General features: G+C 64.9%; 16 protein-coding genes. 4 read left to right on the top strand and 12 right to left on the bottom strand.

Annotated features, from left to right (window positions below; all coding sequences use genetic code 11):
- Positions 1–123 precede the first annotated feature (123 nt).
- From pssA to ACSHWJ_RS06010, 5 genes are all read right to left on the bottom strand, one after another.
- Positions 124–870: a CDP-diacylglycerol--serine O-phosphatidyltransferase gene (pssA, locus tag ACSHWJ_RS06030; protein WP_010961503.1), complete on the bottom strand. Its 747-nt coding sequence runs from the start codon at positions 868–870 to the stop codon at positions 124–126.
- A gap of 48 nt (positions 871–918) precedes the next feature.
- Positions 919–1,935 carry a ketol-acid reductoisomerase gene (ilvC, locus tag ACSHWJ_RS06025; protein ID WP_010961502.1) on the bottom strand — a complete coding sequence of 339 codons (1,017 nt, stop codon included), beginning with the start codon at positions 1,933–1,935 and terminating at the stop codon, positions 919–921.
- A 61-nt stretch (positions 1,936–1,996) separates the two neighbouring features.
- Complete coding sequence (gene ilvN / locus ACSHWJ_RS06020; protein ID WP_010961501.1) at positions 1,997–2,488, bottom strand: acetolactate synthase small subunit; 492 nt, start codon at positions 2,486–2,488, stop codon at positions 1,997–1,999.
- A 2-nt stretch (positions 2,489–2,490) separates the two neighbouring features.
- Positions 2,491–4,221 carry an acetolactate synthase 3 large subunit gene (locus ACSHWJ_RS06015; RefSeq protein ID WP_010961500.1) on the bottom strand — a complete coding sequence of 577 codons (1,731 nt, stop codon included), beginning with the start codon at positions 4,219–4,221 and terminating at the stop codon, positions 2,491–2,493.
- 320 nt (positions 4,222–4,541) lie between these two features.
- On the bottom strand, positions 4,542–5,444 hold the full coding sequence (locus tag ACSHWJ_RS06010) for a LysR substrate-binding domain-containing protein (RefSeq protein ID WP_218798118.1): 903 nt from the start codon (positions 5,442–5,444) through the stop codon (positions 4,542–4,544).
- A 104-nt stretch (positions 5,445–5,548) separates the two neighbouring features.
- Between ACSHWJ_RS06010 and ACSHWJ_RS06005 the strand changes: the two genes are divergently transcribed.
- The gene (locus ACSHWJ_RS06005; protein WP_432539347.1) at positions 5,549–6,256 is read left to right on the top strand and encodes a pirin family protein; all 708 of its coding nucleotides are present in this window, start codon (positions 5,549–5,551) and stop codon (positions 6,254–6,256) included.
- 28 nt (positions 6,257–6,284) lie between these two features.
- Entirely contained in the window at positions 6,285–6,896 is a 612-nt protein-coding gene (locus ACSHWJ_RS06000; RefSeq protein ID WP_432539348.1) for a nitroreductase family protein, read from the top strand.
- 47 nt (positions 6,897–6,943) lie between these two features.
- Here ACSHWJ_RS06000 and ACSHWJ_RS05995 read toward each other — a convergent pair whose 3' ends face one another.
- The gene (locus ACSHWJ_RS05995) at positions 6,944–7,180 is read right to left on the bottom strand and encodes a hypothetical protein (protein WP_432539349.1); all 237 of its coding nucleotides are present in this window, start codon (positions 7,178–7,180) and stop codon (positions 6,944–6,946) included.
- 327 nt (positions 7,181–7,507) lie between these two features.
- Here ACSHWJ_RS05995 and ACSHWJ_RS05990 point away from each other — a divergent pair, with 327 nt between their 5' ends.
- On the top strand, positions 7,508–7,963 hold the full coding sequence (locus tag ACSHWJ_RS05990) for an ArsI/CadI family heavy metal resistance metalloenzyme (RefSeq protein WP_218798115.1): 456 nt from the start codon (positions 7,508–7,510) through the stop codon (positions 7,961–7,963).
- 193 nt (positions 7,964–8,156) lie between these two features.
- On the opposite strand, the gene ACSHWJ_RS05985 is transcribed toward ACSHWJ_RS05990, so the two are convergent.
- The 5 genes from ACSHWJ_RS05985 to ACSHWJ_RS05965 all read right to left on the bottom strand — a co-directional run bounded on the left by ACSHWJ_RS05985 (position 8,157) and on the right by ACSHWJ_RS05965 (position 15,447).
- Entirely contained in the window at positions 8,157–11,357 is a 3,201-nt protein-coding gene (locus ACSHWJ_RS05985; RefSeq protein ID WP_432539350.1) for an efflux RND transporter permease subunit, read from the bottom strand.
- 1 nt (position 11,358) lies between these two features.
- Complete coding sequence (locus tag ACSHWJ_RS05980) at positions 11,359–12,627, bottom strand: efflux RND transporter periplasmic adaptor subunit (RefSeq protein WP_218800443.1); 1,269 nt, start codon at positions 12,625–12,627, stop codon at positions 11,359–11,361.
- Complete coding sequence (locus ACSHWJ_RS05975; RefSeq protein ID WP_432539351.1) at positions 12,624–13,904, bottom strand: TolC family protein; 1,281 nt, start codon at positions 13,902–13,904, stop codon at positions 12,624–12,626. Before ACSHWJ_RS05975 ends, ACSHWJ_RS05980 begins: the two co-directional genes overlap by 4 nt.
- A 106-nt stretch (positions 13,905–14,010) precedes the next feature.
- On the bottom strand, positions 14,011–14,454 hold the full coding sequence (locus tag ACSHWJ_RS05970; RefSeq protein WP_432539352.1) for a hypothetical protein: 444 nt from the start codon (positions 14,452–14,454) through the stop codon (positions 14,011–14,013).
- A gap of 51 nt (positions 14,455–14,505) precedes the next feature.
- Positions 14,506–15,447: a LysR family transcriptional regulator gene (locus ACSHWJ_RS05965; protein ID WP_218800441.1), complete on the bottom strand. Its 942-nt coding sequence runs from the start codon at positions 15,445–15,447 to the stop codon at positions 14,506–14,508.
- A 100-nt stretch (positions 15,448–15,547) separates the two neighbouring features.
- Here ACSHWJ_RS05965 and metE point away from each other — a divergent pair, with 100 nt between their 5' ends.
- The gene (metE, locus tag ACSHWJ_RS05960) at positions 15,548–17,836 is read left to right on the top strand and encodes a 5-methyltetrahydropteroyltriglutamate--homocysteine S-methyltransferase (protein WP_432539353.1); all 2,289 of its coding nucleotides are present in this window, start codon (positions 15,548–15,550) and stop codon (positions 17,834–17,836) included.
- A gap of 179 nt (positions 17,837–18,015) precedes the next feature.
- On the opposite strand, the gene ACSHWJ_RS05955 is transcribed toward metE, so the two are convergent.
- Positions 18,016–21,129 carry a cytochrome C gene (locus ACSHWJ_RS05955; RefSeq protein ID WP_432539354.1) on the bottom strand — a complete coding sequence of 1,038 codons (3,114 nt, stop codon included), beginning with the start codon at positions 21,127–21,129 and terminating at the stop codon, positions 18,016–18,018.
- Positions 21,130–21,265 lie beyond the last annotated feature (136 nt).

Raw genomic sequence — 21,265 nt, 5'->3', positions numbered from 1 at the left:
GCGCGCGCGCCGCCGCACCGGTGAGCGGCGCGGCATCGAAGCGGAAGGTGGGCGGGATCGACATGATGCGTTTCATTGGCTGGGACTATACACGGCCCCGGCCGGCTTGCCAACGCACGGCGGTCACGGGCGCCGCTCGCCGCGCCGCCGTTTCAGCAGGGCCAGCGTCAACGCGGGGCCCGACAGGGCATAGGCGCCGAAGAACAGGAACAGCACCAGCGGCGGGTTGGAAAACAGCACCGCGAACAGCAGCATCACGAAGATGGCGTTGACGAAGGGTACCCGCCCCCGCAGGTCGACGTCCTTGAAACTGTAGTAGCGGAAGTTGCTGACCATGGCCAGCCCCGTGGCGACGGAGAGTCCCAGGGCGATGTAGCGCATGGTCTCGCCGCTCAGGCCCTGGTCCACAGAGAACCAGACGAAGCCGGCCAGGATGGCGGCGGCGGAGGGGCTGGGCAGGCCCTGGAAATAGCGCTTGTCGGCGGTGGCGATCTGGGTGTTGAAGCGGGCCAGGCGCAGTGCGCCGCCGGCGGTATGGACGAACGCGGCGACCCAGCCGAGCTTGCCCAGAGTGGACAGCGACCAGATGTAGACCACCAGGGCGGGCGCCGCCCCGAACGAAATCATGTCCGCCATGCTGTCGTATTCCGCACCGAACGCGCTCTGGGTGTTGGTCATCCGGGCGACCCGGCCGTCCATCCCATCCAGGATCATGGCGACGAAGATCGAAATCGCGGCCAGCTCGAAGCGCTGGTTGAGCGCCGCCGTGATGGCATAGAAGCCGGCGAACAGAGCGGCCGTGGTGAAGAGGTTGGGCAGCAGATAGATGCCGCGCCGACGCTTGGGATTGGGAGATGCGTTTTCTTCCATGGTGGAAAACTGTCGTGCCGGCACGGACGTCCGCGCCGGCACAAAGTATCAGTTCTTGCTCGTGTCCACAATGCGGTTGGCCTTGATCCACGGCATCATGTCGCGCAGCCTGGCGCCCACGCTCTCGATGAGATGCTCTCGGCCGAGACGGCGTTTCGCTTTCAGGGTGGCGGCTCCGGCCTGGTTTTCCAAAATGAACTCACGGGCGAATTCGCCGGTCTGGATCTCGCGCAGGATTTTCTTCATTTCCTGCTTGGTCTGCTCGGTGACGATGCGCGGACCACGGGTCAGGTCGCCGTACTCTGCCGTATTGGAGATCGAATAGCGCATGTTGGCGATGCCGCCTTCGTACATCAGGTCGACGATCAGCTTGAGTTCGTGCAGACACTCGAAATAGGCCATCTCGGGCGCATAACCGGCTTCGACCAGCGTCTCGAAACCCGCCTGCACCAGTGCGGTGGCGCCGCCACACAGGACGGCCTGTTCGCCGAACAGATCGGTTTCGGTCTCTTCGCGGAAGGTGGTCTCGATGATACCGGCCCGACCGCCGCCATTGGCCGAAGCATAGGACAGCGCGAGTTCCTTGGCGCGCCCGCTGGCATTCTGGTACACGGCGATCAGCGAGGGCACGCCGCCGCCCTGGGTGTAGGTGGAACGTACCAGATGGCCGGGACCCTTGGGCGCGATCATGATCACGTCGAGGTCGGCACGTGGGGTGATTTGCTCGAAGTGGATGTTGAAGCCGTGGGCGAAGGCGAGGGCGGCGCCCTGCTTGATGTTCGGCGCGATCTGTTCATTGTAGAGGCGGGCCTGATGCTCGTCCGGCGCCAGGATCATGATGACGTCCGCCTGTTTGACCGCATCCTCGACCGAGGCGACCGCGAGACCGGCGTTCTCGGCCTTCTTGGCGGAAGCCGAACCCGGACGCAGCCCCACCACGACCTGCACTCCGGAATCCTTGAGGTTGTTGGCGTGGGCGTGGCCCTGCGAGCCGTAGCCGATGATGGCAACCTTCTTTCCCTGGATGATGGAAAGGTCGGCGTCTTTGTCGTAGTAAATCTGCATGGAACTTCCTCTCGTTGAGCTTTTTTTAAGGGCAGGTCGCCGGGGAAACCCGGCTACGGGATCAGACGTGGAGTCCGCGCTCCCCGCGCAGGATGCCGGTGGTGCCGGAGCGCACCACCTCAATGAGGTCCTCGTCCCGCAGAGCTTGCAGGAAGGCATCCAGCTTGGACTTTTCGCCGGTGACCTCGATCACGTAGCTGGTCGGCGTCACGTCGATGATGTTGCCGCGGAAAATGTCGGCCAGCCGCTTGACCTCCTCGCGCCCGCCGTTGGTCGCGCGTACCTTCACCATCATCAGTTCGCGCTCGATGTGGGCCGATTCCGACAGGTCGACCAGCTTGACCACGTCGATCAGCTTGTTCAGCTGCTTGGTGATCTGTTCGATGATTTCATCGCTGCCGGAAGTCACGATGGTCATGCGCGACAGGGTCGGGTCCTGGGTTGGCGCCACGGTGAGCGATTCGATGTTGTAGCCGCGGGCGGAGAACAGGCCGGCAACGCGCGACAACGCGCCCGATTCGTTTTCGAGCAGTACGGAAATGATGTGACGCATGATCAGGCGAGCTCCCTGTCAACCGCAGTACCGGGCGCCAGCCGCATCTCGTGATGGGCCTTGCCGGATTCGACCATGGGATAGACGTTTTCGGTGGGATCGGTCAGGAAATCCATGAACACGGTGCGGTCCTTGAGTTTCAGGGCTTCTTCCAGGGCCGGGCGCACGTCGGCCGGTCTGTCGATGCGCATGCCGACGTGGCCGTAGGCCTCCGCCAGTTTGACGAAGTCCGGCAGAGTCTCCAGGTAGGAGTGCGAATAGCGGCTTTCATAGATGAACTCCTGCCATTGTCGCACCATGCCCATGTAGCCGTTGTTCAGGTTGACGATCTTGACCGGGGTGCGGTACTGCAGGGCGGTGGCCAGCTCCTGGATGCACATCTGGATACTCGCTTCGCCGGTGATGCAGATGACCTCTTCCTGCGGATGCGCCAATTTGATGCCGATGGCGGCCGGCAGTCCGAAGCCCATCGTGCCCAGGCCGCCGGAATTGACCCAGCGGCGCGGCTTGTCGAATTTGTAGTATTGGGCCGCCCACATCTGGTGCTGACCGACGTCGGAGGCCACGAAGGCGTCGCCCCGCGTCAGTTCCCATAACTGTTCGATGACGAACTGCGGCTTGATCCTGTCGCTGCTGCGGTCGTAGCGCAGGCAGTCGAGGCTGCGCCACTGGTCGATCCTTGCCCACCAGGCCTTCAGCGCCTCGGCATCGGGGGTGCGGCCGGAAGTCTTGATCAGCTCGATCATGTCGGCCAGCACCGGCGCGACGTCGCCGACGATGGGGATGTCCACTTTGACCGTTTTGGAGATCGAGGCCGGGTCGACGTCGATGTGGATGATTTTGGCGCCGGGACAGAATTCGGCGATCTTGCCGGTGACGCGGTCATCGAAGCGGGCGCCCACGGCGAGCAGCACGTCGCAGTCGTGCATCGCCATGTTGGCCTCGTAGGTGCCGTGCATGCCCAGCATGCCGACGAACTGGCGGTCGGTGGCGGGGTAGCCGCCCAGACCCATCAGGGTGTTGGTGATGGGGAAGTCGAGCAGCCGCGTCAGCGTGGTCAGTTCGTCCGCGGCATTGCCGAGGATGACGCCGCCGCCGCTGTAGATCATCGGGCGGCGAGCCGACAGCATGAGCTCCACCGCCTTCTTGATCTGGATCGGATGCCCCTTCACCGAAGGATTGTAGGACCTCAGCGATACGCTGCGTGGATACTCGTAGGGAATCTTGACGTTCGGATCGGTGACATCCTTGGGGATGTCGATCACGACGGGCCCCGGGCGTCCCGTGGTCGCGATGTAGAAGGCTTTCTTGAAAGTTTCGGCCAGCTTGTGGATGTCCTTGACCAGGAAGTTGTGCTTCACGCACGGCCGAGTGATACCGACGATGTCGGCCTCCTGGAAGGCGTCGCTGCCGATGACGGGCAGGGGCACCTGGCCCGTGATGACCACCAGCGGGATCGAATCCATGTAGGCGGTGGCGATGCCGGTGACGGCATTGGTCGCACCGGGGCCCGAAGTCACCAGGACCACGCCGGGTTTGCCGGTGGAGCGGGCGTAACCGTCCGCCGCGTGGGTCGCGCCCTGTTCGTGGCGCACCAGGATGTGCTTTACATCGTCCTGTTTGAACAGCGCATCGTAAATATGCAGTACTGCACCGCCCGGATAGCCGAAGATGTATTCCACACCCTCGTCTTTAAGGCATTGGACGACGATTTCCGCACCGCTGAGTTCCACGCTTCGGCCCCTCTTTACTGATCAGGCGCTTACGGGCGCCCGTTGCAAACCGCTCCAGTATGGGAGCGCGCAAGTGAAAAGTGGAGAACCGTACCCGGAACTTCGTGTTACGTCAAGAACAGGTTTGGAAAGCTCGGGTCGCTTTCCTGCGATGCCGCCGCCGGTCATGGTCACCGCCTCAGTGCCCCCGCACCCGCGGTAAGCTCCTTCCGCCGGCGAAAACGGGCCAGCGCCGTGTCCAGCATGCTGCAAGGTCAAAACCGTGCCGCCGGACCATCCTTGGGTGGATGCCAGCCTCGGCATTGGTCCCGGATACCGTATCAAACCAGCAAGCCGGCGGCGGCTGCCTGCTCGACGCGCTGAATGAACCAGTCCAGTGCCTTGCCTCGATGGCCGCTGCGCCACGCCAGAAACAGCGGCACCTGCGGCTTGGGCTCCTCCACCTCCTTGCAGATCAGCGTACCCCGTGCCAAATCCTGCAGAACCAGTTGTCGCGGCAGATAGCCGACCCCCAGTCCACGCCGATGGGCTTCCAGCTTGGCCTCGGTATCCGGTACGGCCAGGGTGTCCTGACCCGAGAGCAGACCGGAGGTGCGCGGCGGCAGATTGCGCGAGCTGTCACTCGCCACCACGGCGCGGTGGTGCTGGATGTCGGCGCGCTGCAGCGGTTCCGCCAGGCCGGCGAGCGGGTGACCGGGCGCGATGGCGAACACGAACTCCACCACCCCCAGCGGCCGGGTGGCCAGCCCGCCGCCGGGCGGCGCCTCGCCAGGCGCACCGATGACCAGATCGGCACGGCTCGTGGCCAGGGCATCCCAGGTACCCCCATAGACCTCCCGGCTCAGCTTGATGCGCGTTGCGCAGTTGAGGACGTAGAACGCCTCCAGCAGGGGGTAAAAACGGTCCAAGGGAATCAGATCGCTCAAGGCGATGCGCAGCTCGGTCTCGAAGCCCCTCGCCATCTGCCTCACCCGTTCCTCCAATTCCGCCGCGGCACGCAGCAGGTGGCGGCCTTCCTGCAACAGTTCCCGGCCGGCCTCGGTCAGCGTGGCGCGGTGGCCGCTGCGATCAAACAGGATTACGCCCAGATCCTGCTCCAGCTTTTGGATGCCGTAGGTCACCGCAGAGGGTACACGATGCATTTCCTCTGCGGCAGCGGCGAAGCTGCCACGGCGTGCGATGGCGTCGAGCAGCCGCAATCCGTCCAGGTCGATCCTGATCATTCAACATTTCCGAATGATTTTTCCAAATATTCTCGCTATCAAGCCGCAAAACCCATGTTTATGATGGTTCCGGTTTTCAATGAAGGCAAACCATTGGAGCACCTATGATCCGGATCAGGCACAGCCAGGAGCGCGGCCACTCCAGCCACGGCTGGCTCGACAGCCGTCACACCTTTTCCTTTGGGGACTACTACGATCCGCGCTACACGGGATTTTCCAGCCTGCGCGTGATCAACGACGACCGCGTGCTGCCGGCGGCGGGCTTCCCCACCCATCCGCACCGCGACATGGAGATCATTACCTACGTGCTGGAAGGCGCACTCGCGCACAAGGACAGCATGGGAAACGGCTCGGTGCTCCGCGCCGGCGAGGTACAACGCATGACGGCCGGGACCGGGATCACTCACAGCGAATTCAATGCCTCGGATACCGACGGTGTGCACTTCCTGCAGATATGGATCCTGCCGGCCCGGCGTGGCTACACACCCGGCTACCAACAGGCGCGCCTCAGCGCGCAGGACAAGGCCGGTCGCCTGTGTCTCGTGGCCTCGCCGGACGGGCGCAGCGGCTCGCTGACAATCCACCAGGATGCGCTGCTCTACGCCACCGTCCTGGACGCGGACGAGGCCGTGCAGCATACGCTCGCGCCCGGCCGCTGCGCCTATGTGCACGTGGCGCGCGGAGAAATGCGGCTGAATGGCACGAGATTGACCGCGGGCGATGGCGCGGCGATGGTCGATGAAACCCTGCTCCACCTGAGTACCGACAGCGTGGGCGAGGCGCTGCTGTTTGACCTCGCCGCCCAGAAGTAGAAGCGCGAACCATCAGAAAGGAAACCCCATGCACGACAAACCCGCCGTTACCCAACAGCCCATCCACGACATCATCGCGCGCCGCTGGAGCCCCCGCGCCTATGACGTCAACAGGCCGGTCAGCCGCGCCCAGCTGGTCTCCCTCCTGGAAGCCGCGCGCTGGGCGCCGTCCTGCTATGGCGACGAGCCGTGGCGCTTCATCGTGTGGGATCGCAACCACGATGCCGCCGCATTCCAGAGGGCCTTCGACTGCCTGGGCGAATTCAACCAGGGCTGGGTGAAGAATGCGCCGGTGCTGATGCTGGTGCTCGCCAGCGAACACTTCCGCAAGGGCGCCCCCAACCGCTGGGGCATGTTCGATGCGGGTGCCGCCGCCGAAAACGTGTACTTGCAGGCGGTGGCGCTCGGGCTGGCGGCGCATCCCATGGGGGGCTTCGACGCGGAAGAGGTCAAGCGGGCGTTCAACGTGCCGGACGGCTACACCCCCATGGCCATGATCGCCGTCGGCCATCAGGCGGATGCGGCGGTCCTGGACGGCGATTTGCATGACTCGGAAATCGCCCCGCGCCAGCGCCGTCCGCTGGGCGAAAACTTCTTCGAGGGGGAGTGGGGCAGGCCCGTCGTACCATCGGGCCTGTGACGCCGGGCAGTGGTTCCTCGAAGGTTCGTGCTGGTCGGGGTACCCGTTTATCCCAGCGACTCGACGAGGCGCCAGTAGGTTCGCATGTACAGATAGGTGCAGCGTTCCCGGGGTGGTTCATCGAATCGAGGGTGGGAGAGCAGCCGGTCGAGGCAGTTGGCGATGTTACCCGCGATCACGGGGGAAGGGGTGCGGGCGTATTGCATCAACAGTGAGCGCAGCAGGCCGATCAGGATGTCGGTGGAGATTTGCGGCTCGGTAAGTGTCGAAGAGTGGGGACTCATGGAAGGCTCCTGAAGCAGGGTTGGAACGCAGGTCTTTTCTCAGGATTCCGCGCCAGAGCGGCATCCTGGCTGAAATGATAACTATTCTCATTTGATAGTCAACCGTAGCCGGTCTGCGGTTTCTGAACTCATGACCAGGTTCGCAGTCGCCGGGCTGCATCTTCAAGGAAAGGGCGGGGTTGTCCCGCTAGAACATTTCGATTATCATTGAAATGTCGAAATCCACGAGCATTGCGCAGATTGGGACGCCAGTGGAAAGCGTCCGCATTTGCCGTGGGTATATTCCGGCAGTCATGACAGTTTCGATGAACGTTGAGGAGAGTCGGTGTGAAACGTTTGCATGTCCATATTTCGGTGGCCGATATCGATGCGAATATCGGTTTCTACAGCGCCGTTTTCGGCTCCGAGCCGACGGTGCGCAAGTACGATTACGCCAAATGGATGCTGGAGGACCCGAGGGTCAACTTCGCCATCTCCAGCCGCAGCGGCAAGACCGGCCTGGACCATCTCGGCATCCAGGCCGAAGACGATGCCGAACTGGCCGAGTTGAAGCGGCGTCTCGACCGTGCCGATACCCCGATCGCCGAACAGAAGGGCACCGGCTGCTGCTACGCGGTATCGGACAAATACTGGGTACTCGATCCGCAGGGCATCCCGTGGGAGTCCTTCCATTCGCTGGGCGAGATTCCGGTGTTCGGCGAGGCGCCGAAGGCCGAAGCGGGTTCGCAGTCGGCCTGCTGCGCTCCGCCGGTGGACGGGAAGCCGTCTAGGTGTTGCGGGTGACATCACTAAATATCGGCCCGGCCGATCAAATAGCAGTTCGTCGTCAAGTCCCGGACGATCATGAATACGTCGATGAAACGGATCGGGACGAGTTTCATACCGGGCTTTCATGCTTTGGATCGGAGTCTGGCGGCCGGACAGGCGATCGGTGAATTGCTCACCCCTTCCCTGGGGTTCGTCCCGTCGGGAACCGCTACGCGGTCCAAAATCGCTCCAAGCGATTTTGTCCTTGCCGTTGTCGAGGAGGAGCTGGGGGATTTTGATCGGAGAAGCCTTTACAGGCTGCACCGTTCAGCGAACGTAGCTTGAACCAGGCGTAGACCGCCGGGATGACCACCAGGGTCAGGACGGTGGAGGAGACCATCCCGCCGACCATGGGCGCGGCGATGCGGCGCATGACTTCGGAGCCGGTACCGGTGCTCCAGAGGATGGGCAGGAGGCCGGCCATGATCGCCGTCACGGTCATCATCTTCGGTCGCACCCGCTCCACCGCGCCGGCCATGACGGCGCGATAGAGATCGTCCGCGCCGGGCCGGCGGCCTGCCCGGCGGGCTTCCTCACGCAGTTCCTTCCAGGCGTGGTCGAGATAGATCAGCATGATGACGCCGGTTTCCGCGGCAACGCCGGCCAGGGCGATGAAGCCGATGCCCACGGCGATGCTCAGGTTGTAGTCCAGCAGCCACAGCAGCCACACCCCGCCGACCAGTGCGAACGGCACGGAGGCCATCACGATCGAGGTTTCCGTCAGCCGACCGAAATTCAGGTACAACAGGACGAAAATCACGGCGAGCGTGAGCGGTACCACCAGCATCAGGCGCTGTTCGGCCCGCTGCAGGTATTCGAACTGTCCGCTCCAGGTGATGAAATAGCCGGGAGGGAGTTTCACCGCCGCCTGGACCGCCCGCCTGGCCTCCTCCACATAGCCGCCGATGTCGCGTCCGCGCAGGTCGACGAACACGTAGGCCGAGAGCAGGGCGTTCTCGGTGCGGATGCCGGGAGCCCCCTCGGTCACGGAGATGCGGGCGAGCTGGCCGAGCGGAACGTTGGCCCCCGGTTCGGTGGGAATCAGGATGTGACTGCCGATTTCCAAAGGGCTGTCCCGCAGCTCGCGGGGATAGCGCACGACCACCCCGAAGCGCTCGCGCCCTTCCACCGTGGTGGTGATCGTTTCGCCGCCCAGCGCGGTGGCGATCACCTCCTGCAGGTCGCCGACGGTCAAGCCGTAGCGCGCCAGCTGGGTGTAATCGGGCTCGATGTTGAGGTAATGGCCGCCGGTGACGCGTTCGGCGTACACGCTGGTGGTGCCGGGTACGTGCTCGATGGTCTGCTCTATCTGACGGGCGAGGTGGTCCAGGGTTTCCAGGTCCCGGCCGAACACTTTGACTCCGATGGGTGTGCGTATGCCGGTGGAGAGCATGTCGATCCGGTTCTTGATCGGCATGGTCCAGGCATTGGTGACGCCGGGGATCTGCAGCGCCTGGTCCATCTCGGCAACGAGTTTGTCGATGGTCATGCCCGGCCGCCACTGGGCCTGAGGTTTCAGGTTGACCAGGGTCTCCGCCATTTCCAGCGGCGCCGGATCGGTGGCGGTCTGGGCGCGGCCGGCCTTACCGAACACCGAGGCGACCTCCGGAAAACTCTTGAGGATGCGGTCCTGGGTCTGCAGCAATTCCGACGCCTTGGTGATGGAGATGCCGGGGAGGGTGGTCGGCATGAACAGCAGGGTGCCTTCGTTCAGTGTGGGCATGAATTCGCTGCCGAGGCGCGAGGCGGGGTAGAGCGTCGCCGTCAGGGCGGCGAGGGCGCCGGTCAGGGTCAGTGCCTTGTGGCGCAGGACGCTCCGGATCACGGGCCGGTACAGGGCGATGAGCAGCCGGTTCACCGGGTTGCGGCCTTCCGGCAGGATGCGGCCGCGCACGAACAGCAGCATCATGACCGGCACCGCCGTGACCGATAGCAGAGCGGCGCCGGCCATGGCGAAGGTCTTGGTGTAGGCCAGCGGATGGAACAGCCGTCCTTCCTGGGCTTCCAGCGCGAACACGGGCAGGAACGACACGGTGATGATCAGGAGGCTGAAGAACAGGGCCGGCCCCACCTCCCGGCAGGCGGCGCGGATCAGTTCGATCCGGGGTTGATCCGGATTGCGTTCGAGATGCTTGTGGGCGTTCTCGATCATGACGATGGCGGCGTCGACCATGGCCCCGATCGCGATGGCGATGCCGCCCAGGCTCATCAGGTTGGAATTCAGATCCATGGCCCGCATCACCATGAAGGCGATCAGGATGCCGACCGGCAGCATCAGGATGGCGACCAGGGCGCTGCGCAGATGGAACAGGAACAGCACGCACACAGCGGCGACTACCGCGCTTTCCTCCAGCAGGGTCTCGCGTAGGGTGGCGATGGCGCGCAGGATCAGTTCGGAACGGTCGTAGACCGGGACGATGTCGACGCCTTCGGGCAGGCCGGGGGCGATTTCGAGCAGCCTGGCCTTGACGCCGCTGATCACGTCCAGCGCGTTCTGGCCGTAGCGGGCCAGGGCGATGCCGGACACCACCTCGCCTTCGCCGTTCAGTTCGGCGATGCCGCGGCGCTCGTCGGGCACCAGTTCCACCCGCGCAACGTCCCGGATCAGCACCGGGATGCCGCCCGCCGCCTTCACCACCAGTTGCTCCAGGTCGGCGATGCCATGGAGGTAGCCGCGCCCCCGTACCATGTACTCCGTTTCCGCCAGTTCCACCACGCGCCCGCCGACGTCGGTGTTGCTGGCGCGGATCACCTCGATGATCTTCTTCAAGGGCACGCCGTAGGCCTGCAGCTTGTGCGGGTCGACGGTCACCTGGTACTGCTGCACGAAGCCGCCGATGCTGGCGACCTCGGCCACGCCCTGCGCCTTGCTGAGCTGATAGCGCAGGAACCAGTCCTGCAGCGTGCGCAGTTCGGCCAGGGTGTGGCCGGCGCCGGTGAGCGCATACTGGTAGACCCAGCCGACCCCGGTGGCATCCGGGCCGATGCGCGGCGTGACGTTCTTGGGCAGCTTGCCGGCGGCGGCGTTGAGGTATTCCAGCACCCGCGAGCGCGCCCAGTAGATGTCGGTGCCGTCGTCGAAGATGACGTAGACGTAGGAGGCTCCGAAGAACGAGAAGCCCCGCACGACCTTGGATCGGGGTACGTTCAGCATCGAGGTGGTGAGGGGATAGGTGACCTGGTCCTCCACCACCTGCGGCGCCTGGCCGGGGAACTCCGTGTAGACGATGACCTGGGCGTCGGACAGGTCGGGGAGGGCGTCCAGCGGGGTGCGAACGATCGCGTAGATTCCGGCGGCGATCACGGCCGCCATTGCCAGCAGCACCAGGAAGACATTGCGCAAGGACCAGTCGATGACGTGCGCGAGCATCTCAATGGCCTCCGTGCATCGAATGGTCGGCCGGAGCGGGCGCGGGCTCGGTCGAAAAACCGCCGATCGCCGCACGCAGGTTGCTTTCCGAATCGATCAGGAAATTGGCACGGACCACCACCTCTTCGCCTTCGCTCAGTCCCCGGCGGATTTCCGTATACCCCTCCACCCGCTGGCCGGTCTCGACCGGGCGGGGCTCGAATCGGCCTTCCCCCAGGCGGACCAGCACCAGCTGCCGGGTGCCGCTGTCGAGAACGGCGGAGTCGGGTACCGCCAGCACCGGTTCCGCCTCTGCCGCCTGCAGGGTGACGTCGCCGTACATCGCCGGCTTGAGCAGCTGCTTCGGATTGGCCAGCTCAATGCGCACCCGCGCCGTCCGCACGGCATCGCTCACCGTAGGGTAGACATAGGCCACCCGGCCGTCGAAGCTTCGGTCCGGATAGGCCTTGAAACCGATGCGGGCGGTCTGCCCCACCCGGACATGGCCGAGGTCCTGCTCGAAGATCGAAGCGATGACCCAGACCGTGGACAGATCGGCGACGCGGAACAAGGTGTCGCCGGGCATGAAGCGCATGCCCTGCACCGCATTCTTCTCCAGCACGATGCCGTTCACCGGCGAGGCGAACGGCACCCGGCGCTGGATTTCGCCACTGGCCTCGAACCGGCGCAGCCAGGATTCCGGAACGTTCCAGTTGCGCAGCCGCTGGATCGCCCCCTCCCGCAAGGCCCGGCTGGCCGCACCGGAGCCGGCGATGCGGTATTCCTCCTGGGTCGAGACGAGTTCCGGGCTGTACGCCTCCAGCAGTACTTCACCCGGTCGCACCGGCTGGCCGGTGGTGTTGACGTCCAGGCGTTCGATCCAACCCTCGAAGCGCGGCGTGATCGCGTGGACCCGGCGCTCGTCGATCTCGACCACGCCCAGCGCCCGGATGACGTGGGTCAGGGCCCGGCGCCGCGCCGGCTCGGACCGCACTCCCAGCTTCTGGACCTTCTCTGGCCCGAGGTGGATGACCGCTTCACCGGAACCGGCGGACGGCGTCAGGCCTTCGGCGTAGACCGGCACGTAGTCCATGCCCATGTCGTCCTTGGCCGGTACCGGCGAGGTGACCTGTGGGTTCATCGGGTTGCGGTAGAACAACGGACGCCTCGCGGCCGCGGTCTCCGGGGCGGGTGAAGGCGGCGGCGCGGTTTTCCGCCCCAACCAGTAGCCGCCGAGGCCGGTGCCGGCCAGTAAGAAGAGGAGCAAGATCGGACGTACAGACGGTTTCATAGCGTTTCCTTGCCGAGGGCGGCCGCCAGGCGGGCGAGCGCCTGCTGGGAGGTGGTGAGGGCGTTCCAGTACTGTACCTGGTAATCGAACACCGAGAGCTGGGCGCGCAGTACGTCGGCGAAGGGGATCTTGCCCACACGGTAGCTGGCGATCAGGGAGTCCAGCGTGCCGCGCGCCTGGGGAAGGAACTCCTTCTCGAACAGGCTCAGGCGTTCATGGGCATGGTGGTAGGCCGCCAGGGCGGTGGTCACGTCGGCCTGGACGGTGCGTTCGGCATCATGCAGCGCATAGCGTTCCCGCATCAGCTCACTCTGCCTTTGATCGACCTGCCTGGACTGCTTGGTCGCGGCATACAGCGGCAGGTTCATGCTCAGCCGGAAATTGGCGAAGTCGCTGCGGAATGCGCCGTTCGGCGCGTTCTGGCGGAAGGCATAGCCGAAGCCGAGGTTGAGGTCGGGCAGGTAGTCCTTTTTCGCCAGGTCGAGGCGGTTCTGGGCGGCTTCGATGGCCGCCTGTTTCTGGGCCAGCAGCGGGCGCCCGGCTTGGGCCTGGTCGAGCAGCGCCGGTTCGGCCGGCAGTTCCGGAAAATGGAACGCGGCCTCGCCGGGCAGTTCCAGCGCGCTGTCGCTGGAGCGGTCGAGCAGCACGTTGAGACGGGCCGCTTCGCCGTGGCGCATGTTGATCAGCTCCAGGGTCTTGTCGCGCAGCTTGGTGAGTTCCAGCCGGGCCAGCAGGCTATCCGACTGTTCCGCCTGGCCGAGCCGGTAGCGCTGGTCGGCGATGTCCGCCAGCTTGGCCATCCAGTCCCGGCTTTCGGCGAGGATGCCGAGGGTGCGGTCGTAGTAGAACAGCGCCCACCAGCTCAGACGGATGTCCCGCGCCAGCCGGAGACGCGCTTCATCGGCATCCTTGGCCGCGCCGATGGCATCCTGCTGCGCCGCCCGTTCGGCCAGGCCGAGCTTGCCCGGAAAGGGAAGCTGCTCGCTGACGGCGACCTCCATCATGGTCATCTGGTCCTGGTTCAGGCTGAAATCGTTGGTCGGGACGTTCAGCGCGCCGAAGCTCAGGAATGGATCGGGCAGGCTGCCGGCCTGGGGCGGAACGCTGGCCAGGGCGTCGGCCCGGGCCTTGAGTTCGGCCAGTCCCGGGTTGCCGGCCAGCGCCTGGTTCAGGGCCTGTTCCAGGGAAAGCGGACCGGCCTGGACGGGGGCTGCCAGGCAGGCGATCAGAAACGGTGCGAGGCGCGGCCGCCTGGACCAAGGGGATAGCGAAAACATGGGATGCTCCTCAATTTCATGCGCAGGTCGAAACCGGCGATTTCCTTCCGGTCCGGCTCAGGACGCGGCAGGCAATCGCGCTGCGGTCATCGATGGAAAAGGAGCGTCAATTCAGCAGAATGCAGAATCGGAGAGCGACGGGAACCTTGGGAGGCGGGGGGGACCGCCGCAGGTAGTGGCGATCCGGCTGCCGCAGGATCGCGGCCCACAGGCCGGCGACGACCAGCAGGCAGAGCGTGAGGAGTTTCACTCCAAGGCCGGTGCCGGCCTTGTCGATGGCGACGTCGTCTTCGTCCACGGCCTGCAGGCCGAAACAGGAGACCTGCTTGTCGCAGCCGTCCGGCGTTGCTTGATGGGATGTGTCTCGCTCCGGCATGCCGGCGCAATGCTCCGCGCCCTGCTCGGCCTGCGGCATGCCGCCCATCAGGCAGACCGTGCCGGCCGAGGACCAAAGCCAGACGCACAGGCTCAGTACCGTGCAGAGGCGGCAGGCGAGCGAGTGGCGGATTTGCGCGGGCGACGGCATGAACATGGCAGGGAATGAAAACATGTTGCCGGGGCTCATGCAACCGTGAACGCGTTCGTCTGTCGTCACCGGATCTCACGGCGAATCTTCCTCCGTGAGCGGCAGCAGCCCCCGCAGATTGCGGAAGCTGCTGGAGCGCACGATGTCCAGGAAATCCCCCATATAGACCGATTGCGCCATCCGTTCCGTGGTGGCGGCATACAGCGCGCTCCACAGCCCGGTTTCGCCGATCGGCTTGGCCAGCACATATTCGCGATCGAGATAGCTTTGCACGGTCCACTGGGGCAGGGCGGCGATGCCGCGGCGGCTGGCGACGAGCTGCAATATCGCGACCGTGAGTTCGGCGGTGCGCCGCCTGGGCTCGATGCCGCGGGGCTTGAGCACCTTGCGGACGATGTCCAGCATGTCCTCCGGCACCGGATAGCTCAGCAGGGTTTCCTCGGCGAAATCCTCCGGTGCCAGGAAGTCCCTGGGTGCGAGCGGATGCCGGCGCGACACCAGACCCACGATCTCGAACCGGAACAGGGGATGGAAGGCGATGCCCTCGTGCGCCTGCGGCTCGGACACCACCACCAGCTCGGCGCGGTCCTCCCGCAGCAGCGCCAGCGGATCGGCGTGGAAGCCGGAGACCAGGTCCAGTTCGATCTCCGGCCAGTGTTCGCGGAACTGGTCCATCGCCGGCATCAGCCAGTCGAAGCAGGTGTGGCACTCCACTGCGATCCGCAACTGGCCGCTGTTGCCCTGGGCTATGCGGGCGATGTCGCGTTCGGCTTCCCGCACCGCCTTCATCACCGTCTCGGCCAGGCCGTGCAGGCGCTGGCCCGCGGGCGACAGGCGCAAGGGCTGGGTCTTGCGCTCGAACAGCGCCACGCCGTAATGGTCTTCCAGCTGCTTGATCTGGTGCGAGAGGGCCGACTGGGTGAGGAAGACCCGCGCCGCCGCCTTCGACAGCGTGCCGGTTTCCACCAGAGCCAACAGGGTTTGCAGGTGGCGGAGTTCCAGCAGAGATGGCTTCATGAATGAAATCGATGACTATGATGAAAATATTGAGTTTGAATAATAATTGTCCGATCCCGATCATGCCAGCTCTCAATTCGATGAACACGAGGAGGCAGAGATGGCAGTCACACATTCCCTGGGATTTCCCCGCATCGGCGCCGGGCGCGAACTGAAGCGGGCCGTCGAAGCCTGTTGGGCCGGCCGGACCGGCCCGGCGGAATTGGCGCAGACCGGCCGGGAGTTGCGCGAGCGGCACTGGATGATCCAGAGCGGTTCCGGCATCGACCTGGTGCCGGTCGGCGATTTCGCCTGGTACGACCAGATGCTGAACATGACGGCGCTGCTGGGAGCGGTGCCCCGGCGTTTCGGTTTCCAGGCCGATGCCCTGAGCCTGGACCAGTATTTCCAGCTCGCGCGGGGCAATGCCGAACAGCCGGCGATGGAAATGACCAAGTGGTTCGATACCAACTACCACTACATCGTCCCCGAGTTCGACCGGGAGACCGGCTTCGGTCCGGGCACGGAATGGCTGTTCGACGAAGTGGAGGAGGCCAAGGCGCTGCGGCTCAATCCCAAGCCGGTCCTGATCGGGCCTCTGACCTATCTCCATCTGGGCAAGGAAAGGCAGGCCGGCTTCAGCCGCCTGGAACTCCTGCCCCGGCTGCTGCCGGCCTATGCCGCGATCCTGCGGCGACTGCATGCCTCGGGTGTGCCCTGGGTGCAGATGGACGAACCGATCCTGGGGATGGATCTGCCGCCGGAATGGCTCGAAGCCTTCGCGCCGGCCTATGCCGCCCTGGCGGAAGCCGGTCCCAAGCTGCTGCTGGCGACTTATTTCGCTTCGGTGGCGGAGCACGCGGTATGGCTCAAGTCCTCGGCGGTCGCCGGGCTGCACATCGACGCGGTGCGGGCGCCCGAACAGGTCGCCGATTTCCTGAAGGATTTCCCGGCGGACAAGGTGCTTTCCCTGGGACTGATCGACGGCCGCAACGTCTGGCGCACCGACCTGCGTCGCGCGCTGGAGCAGGCGGAAAGCGCCGGTGCGGTGCTGGGGGAGAGACTGTGGCTGGCGCCCAGTTGCTCCCTGCTGCACGTGCCGCAGGATCTCTCGCTGGAAACCTCGCTGAATCCCGAGATCAAGGACTGGCTCGCCTTCGCCGTGCAGAAGCTGGAAGAGCTGGCCGTGATCGACAAAGGCCTGCGGCTGGGGCGGCAGGCCGTCGCCGCGGAACTCGCCGAGCGGGATCGCCTGCTGCAGACCCGGGCGCAATCGCCGCTGATTCATGATCCAGGCGTCAAACGGCGGCTGGAGGGTCTGAGCGATGCCGATTTCCGCCGCCACTCGCCGTTCGCCGAGCGCAGCCCGCTGCAGCGCGAGCGGCTGCGCCTGCCGCCGTTTCCCACCACCACCATCGGCTCCTTTCCCCAGACACCGAAGATCCGCGCGGCGCGTGCCGCCCACCGCCGCGGCGAGTTGAACGGGGACGCCTACCGGGATGCGATGCGGGCCGCCATCCGCGAGGCCGTGTACAAACAGGAGTCGCTGGGGCTGGACCTGCTGGTGCACGGCGAGGCCGAGCGCAACGACATGGTGGAGTATTTCGGCGAACGGTTGGCCGGCTACGCCTTCACCAAGCACGGCTGGGTGCAGAGCTACGGATCCCGCTGCGTCAAGCCGCCGATCATCTACGGCGATGTGGCGAGACCCGAGCCGATGACGGTGGAATGGATCGGCTATGCCCAGAGTCTGACGAAAAAGCCCGTCAAAGGCATGCTGACCGGGCCGGTGACGATGCTGCAATGGTCATTCGCGCGCGACGACCAGCCGCGTGCGGTGACCGCCCTGCAGATCGCACTGGCGATCCGGGACGAGGTCGCCGACCTGGAGGCCGCCGGCGTGGCTGCGATCCAGATCGACGAGCCGGCTTTCCGCGAGGGGCTGCCGCTCAAGGCCGCAGACCGGGCCGATTATCTGGACTGGGCAGTCAAGGCGTTCCGGCTCGCCTCCTGTGGCGTCGCCGACGACACCCAGATCCACACCCACATGTGCTACTCGGAGTTCGGCGACATCCTGCCGGCCATCGCCGAGCTGGATGCCGACGTCATCACCATCGAAACCTGTCGTTCGGCGATGGACCTGCTGGAAGCCTTCGGCGCCTTCGGCTATCCCAACGACATCGGTCCCGGCGTCTACGACATCCATTCGCCGCGGGTTCCGGCCGGGGCCGAGATACGGGCGCTGTTGGAAAAGGCGGCAGCGGCGGTCGATCCGGAGCGGTTGTGGGTCAATCCGGACTGCGGCCTGAAGACCCGCCAGTGGCCGGAAGCGGAGCAGGCGCTGGCGAACATGGTCGAAGCGGCCAGGGCGATGCGAAGAGCCGAATCGCCGGCCGGATCGGCGGCTTGAAATCGGTCTCCGCCTCGAATCGGACATGAATGAAAACGGCGGTACCGGTTGTCCGGTTCCGCCGTTTTTTGTGTTTTTCCGCCTCGAGGCACCGATGCGGGAGCAAGCCGCTGCCGCTCAGCTTCTCCGCCGTGGCGAGCCCTCCCTGGCGCGGTTGGACTTCCGTTCCTGCTGCATCCTCAATGCCCCGGCGAGCCGATGAAGCTGGTCTGGAGACTGTGGCAGGTATCGCAGCCGATCGGCGTGCCGGCGGCCACTTTCACGACCCTGGTCTTGAACCCGGCCTTCTTCAGCTTCTTGCCGTCGAAGCCCCGGAAGTCGAACACCCGGTCCACCGGCGTCTTCGACAGACGCGTGCCCTTGTGGTCGTTGCCGTGGCAGGCCGCGCACTGGTCTTCGCCCTTGGCGTCGGACAGCTTGGCGTAGTCGTTGTGCCAGCCGCCGTAGGTGGTACCGTCGGCGTTGGCGCTGTCGCCTTCCGCCTGCTTCCACCAGTACGGGTCGTTGACCGGATGCATGTTGTGCGGCCCGCCCAGGATGCCGGCTTTGGCGTCGCCGCTGTACTGGCCGCCATCCAGATCCTCTTTCTTGGCGAACGAATCCGCCGTGTGGCAGACGTTGCACTCGAGGATGGTGCCGGTGTGGCCCTGAAGCTGCAGCGCGGTGACGTTGTCGTTGGCGCTCGGGTCTCGATTGGGCCAGATCGAATGCGCCGCTCCATGGCAGGCCGCGCAGGCGACGTTGCCGTGGCTGTCCTTGCCGTGCCGGTATACCGGCGCGTCGATCTTCGTGTCGACCATCTTGGTCTGGAACACCATTGAGGTCGGATCGACGGTGTAATAGAACAACGTCGGGAAGGTCGCCTTGTAGTTCTCCTTGGGGGCGACGGCGAAGCGGACCGAATCCGGATGGGTGCGATCGACAGGCCGGGTCGTCGCCGACAGGTCGGCATCGTCGAAAGCCCGCTTCATGACACCGGCGCTGAAGAAGCCGCCGGAGCCGTCCTTGCCGAGGTTGCCGTTGCCGACGTGGCAGGAGCCACAGTCCGTTTCGTCGAACCAGGGCACCCGGTAGTCGTCGCGTTCGACCGAACCGACTTTGTCTTTGTTGGCCAGATAGTTCTTGGGGAAGGCCTCGCCCACCGCCAGCATGTCACCATGGCAGTCGTAGCAGGTGACGCCGGCGGTATACATGCGGTCCCGGTACAGCTGCTCGCGGTGGCCGGCATGGCATTTCAGGCAGTTTTCCTCCATCGGCAGTTGATTGCCGTTGGCGTCAAACACCGGAAACAGTGTCCTGGTGTTGCGGCCCTTGGTTTTCCAATCCCAGCGCACGTACATGCCCTTGTCGTCGCGGACGATATCGGTCTTGCTGTCGTTCCATTGCAGTTCGCCGTGGAAGCGGTGCATGGCGATCGAGTAGTTCGGTTCGTAGACCGGATCATTCACCTTGAAACCGTCGACGTCCCACCAGTCCTGCTTGAAGGGTACGAACAGCATCGCCGTGGCATGGCAGCCATAGCAGGGGGACGGACGGTCGGCGATGACCTTGCCGGACATGTGGTCCTTTACACCGTGCAGCATCTGATCCAGGAAATAGAGGCCGTCGTAGAACTCGTGGATGCTGGAATAATTGAGGGCGGCGGCGTACTCCTGGTCGAAGACGCTGTTGGGATCGCCGCCGAAGTCCGAAACCGAATAATAAACGGGCTTTTCCTCGCACGGCGGATAAGCCGCTCTGCCCATGCGCTTGCGGCGTTCGTCGGAAATCGCGCCGAAGGGACTGGAACGGCATGCGGCCTTGGTCTGCGGCGGGTTCTCGGGCGCGGCGATGCCGCCCTTGGCATGGCATTCCCGGCAGTGGTGGTCCCTGGAATTGCTGAGGACGGCGTCGGTGCTGGCGAGCGTCTGGCCGTTCTGTTTCGCCTCCACCCGCAGGAGCGGGAAGGGGTTGACCCGGCCCTGGTCGTCGATGTCCGTCATCGGGATCGTGATGGCCGCGAACCGTTGCTCATTGTCCAGGAATTTGGAAAACGCCTGCGGGTCGTTGGCTTGGTACGGCTGGGCGATGCCGGGCATGTAGCGGCCGTGGTCGCTGTTGTTCGGGTCGCTGTCCGGCACCGAACCGTAGACCTTGCCGCCGTCCCTGTTGGTCACGGCCTTGTATTTGAAATACCCTTCGTCCGGCTGCGGCTGGCCACCTTTCTTCCAGGGGTCCATGATCCACGAGCCGTTGATGTATTTGCTCAGGTCGACGTCCGCGAAATCGGTGCGGGTGAAGGTCTCCCACAGGTCCGTTTTCTGCACGGCCGCCTCCATCAACGACGCCCCAACCGGCCAGTTTTGGCTGGTGGAGTTGATCGAGTTGGAGCCCACCGGATCGCTCGGGTTGGATGCGGCCGAATAGTCGACTGTCACGGCATCGCCGGCGAGCGGGACCGGTAGCCTGGCCTTCTTGTATACGTAGGCGTTCATCGTGCTGATCAGCGGATTGAACGACACGTAGTCGTTGGGCATCGTCTTGGCGTCGGTGGTGTGCTGCATGGTCCAGTCCTCGAAGGGCAGCACAGCGAGGTCGTCCGGCGTGCCGTCCAGTTCCCCGCCGAACCTGGGCGCCGGCCGTTCGGAAACCTTGCCCGGCAAGCCTGCGGGCGGGGTGCCCACGACGACCTCGACCGCATCCTCGCAGCGCCGGCCCTTGGCGTCGGTGGCGCTGAAGCGCACCCGGTAACGGCTGTTGTCGCGGATGAAGGTCGCCATCGCCATCAGATCGGTGGGGTGTCCCCAGGCGCCGCCCGCGAAATCCCACTCGTATCTGAGCGGTTGCGCCGCGGGGTCGCTGCTGTTGGCGGTGGCCTCGAAATGGGATTGCACGCCGATCTGGAGCGACGCGCCATCGGCCGGGCTCGTGATGCTGCAGGTGGGAACGCCGGTGCAGGATTTGGGGGCTCCCTTCACCGGCTTGACCGCTTCCGTGCCGCCCGCCTCGACCCGCACGGCGCAAGGCACGTTGGCGAGGTCCTGGCGGCCCAGGGTGAGGGCGAAGCTGGCGCCCTGGCCGCTGCCCAGGCGGCGGCCGTTGATGTCGTAGACGTCGACCGGACCGCTGTTGCCCTTGGCGCTGCCCTTGATCGTCAGCGTGCCGGTCTTGTCCGACCACGCGGCCTTGATCTTGAGCTTGGCCGCGGCCGCGGCGGCCTCGGGAGCCAGAGTGGCGGCCAGCGTCAGCAGCAGCCCCGCGACGAGCGGGCCGCTGCGAAGCAATGATGATGGTGCATGGCTTGGGGTAGTCACGGTTCCTCCGTAATTTATTGATTGTTGTCCCGCGGACGGCGAGCGGGGGCTTCGTCGCTGCGCCATAGCAGTAATCGAGCCAGGAGGAAACTCCATGAAAATCAATACCAATTGCACATCAGCGCAAAAACCATGT

The organism is Methylococcus sp. S1M (assembly GCF_051295855.1).
GTDB lineage: Bacteria > Pseudomonadota > Gammaproteobacteria > Methylococcales > Methylococcaceae > Methylococcus > Methylococcus capsulatus.
Note: the sequence above shows the minus strand (reverse complement) of the source record. Positions and strands in the feature narration are given on the sequence as shown.

Excerpts from the sequence above, each read along its gene's own strand:
- pssA (WP_010961503.1), bottom strand. The coding sequence starts at position 870 with ATGGAAGAAAACGCATCTCCCAATCCCAAGCGTCGGCGCGGCATCTAT.
- ilvC (WP_010961502.1), bottom strand. The coding sequence starts at position 1,935 with ATGCAGATTTACTACGACAAAGACGCCGACCTTTCCATCATCCAGGGA.
- ilvN (WP_010961501.1), bottom strand. The coding sequence starts at position 2,488 with ATGCGTCACATCATTTCCGTACTGCTCGAAAACGAATCGGGCGCGTTG.
- ACSHWJ_RS06010 (WP_218798118.1), bottom strand. The coding sequence starts at position 5,444 with ATGATCAGGATCGACCTGGACGGATTGCGGCTGCTCGACGCCATCGCA.
- ACSHWJ_RS06005 (WP_432539347.1), top strand. The coding sequence starts at position 5,549 with ATGATCCGGATCAGGCACAGCCAGGAGCGCGGCCACTCCAGCCACGGC.
- ACSHWJ_RS06000 (WP_432539348.1), top strand. The coding sequence starts at position 6,285 with ATGCACGACAAACCCGCCGTTACCCAACAGCCCATCCACGACATCATC.
- ACSHWJ_RS05995 (WP_432539349.1), bottom strand. The coding sequence starts at position 7,180 with ATGAGTCCCCACTCTTCGACACTTACCGAGCCGCAAATCTCCACCGAC.
- ACSHWJ_RS05985 (WP_432539350.1), bottom strand. The coding sequence starts at position 11,357 with ATGCTCGCGCACGTCATCGACTGGTCCTTGCGCAATGTCTTCCTGGTG.
- ACSHWJ_RS05980 (WP_218800443.1), bottom strand. The coding sequence starts at position 12,627 with ATGAAACCGTCTGTACGTCCGATCTTGCTCCTCTTCTTACTGGCCGGC.
- ACSHWJ_RS05975 (WP_432539351.1), bottom strand. The coding sequence starts at position 13,904 with ATGTTTTCGCTATCCCCTTGGTCCAGGCGGCCGCGCCTCGCACCGTTT.
- ACSHWJ_RS05970 (WP_432539352.1), bottom strand. The coding sequence starts at position 14,454 with ATGTTTTCATTCCCTGCCATGTTCATGCCGTCGCCCGCGCAAATCCGC.
- ACSHWJ_RS05965 (WP_218800441.1), bottom strand. The coding sequence starts at position 15,447 with ATGAAGCCATCTCTGCTGGAACTCCGCCACCTGCAAACCCTGTTGGCT.
- metE (WP_432539353.1), top strand. The coding sequence starts at position 15,548 with ATGGCAGTCACACATTCCCTGGGATTTCCCCGCATCGGCGCCGGGCGC.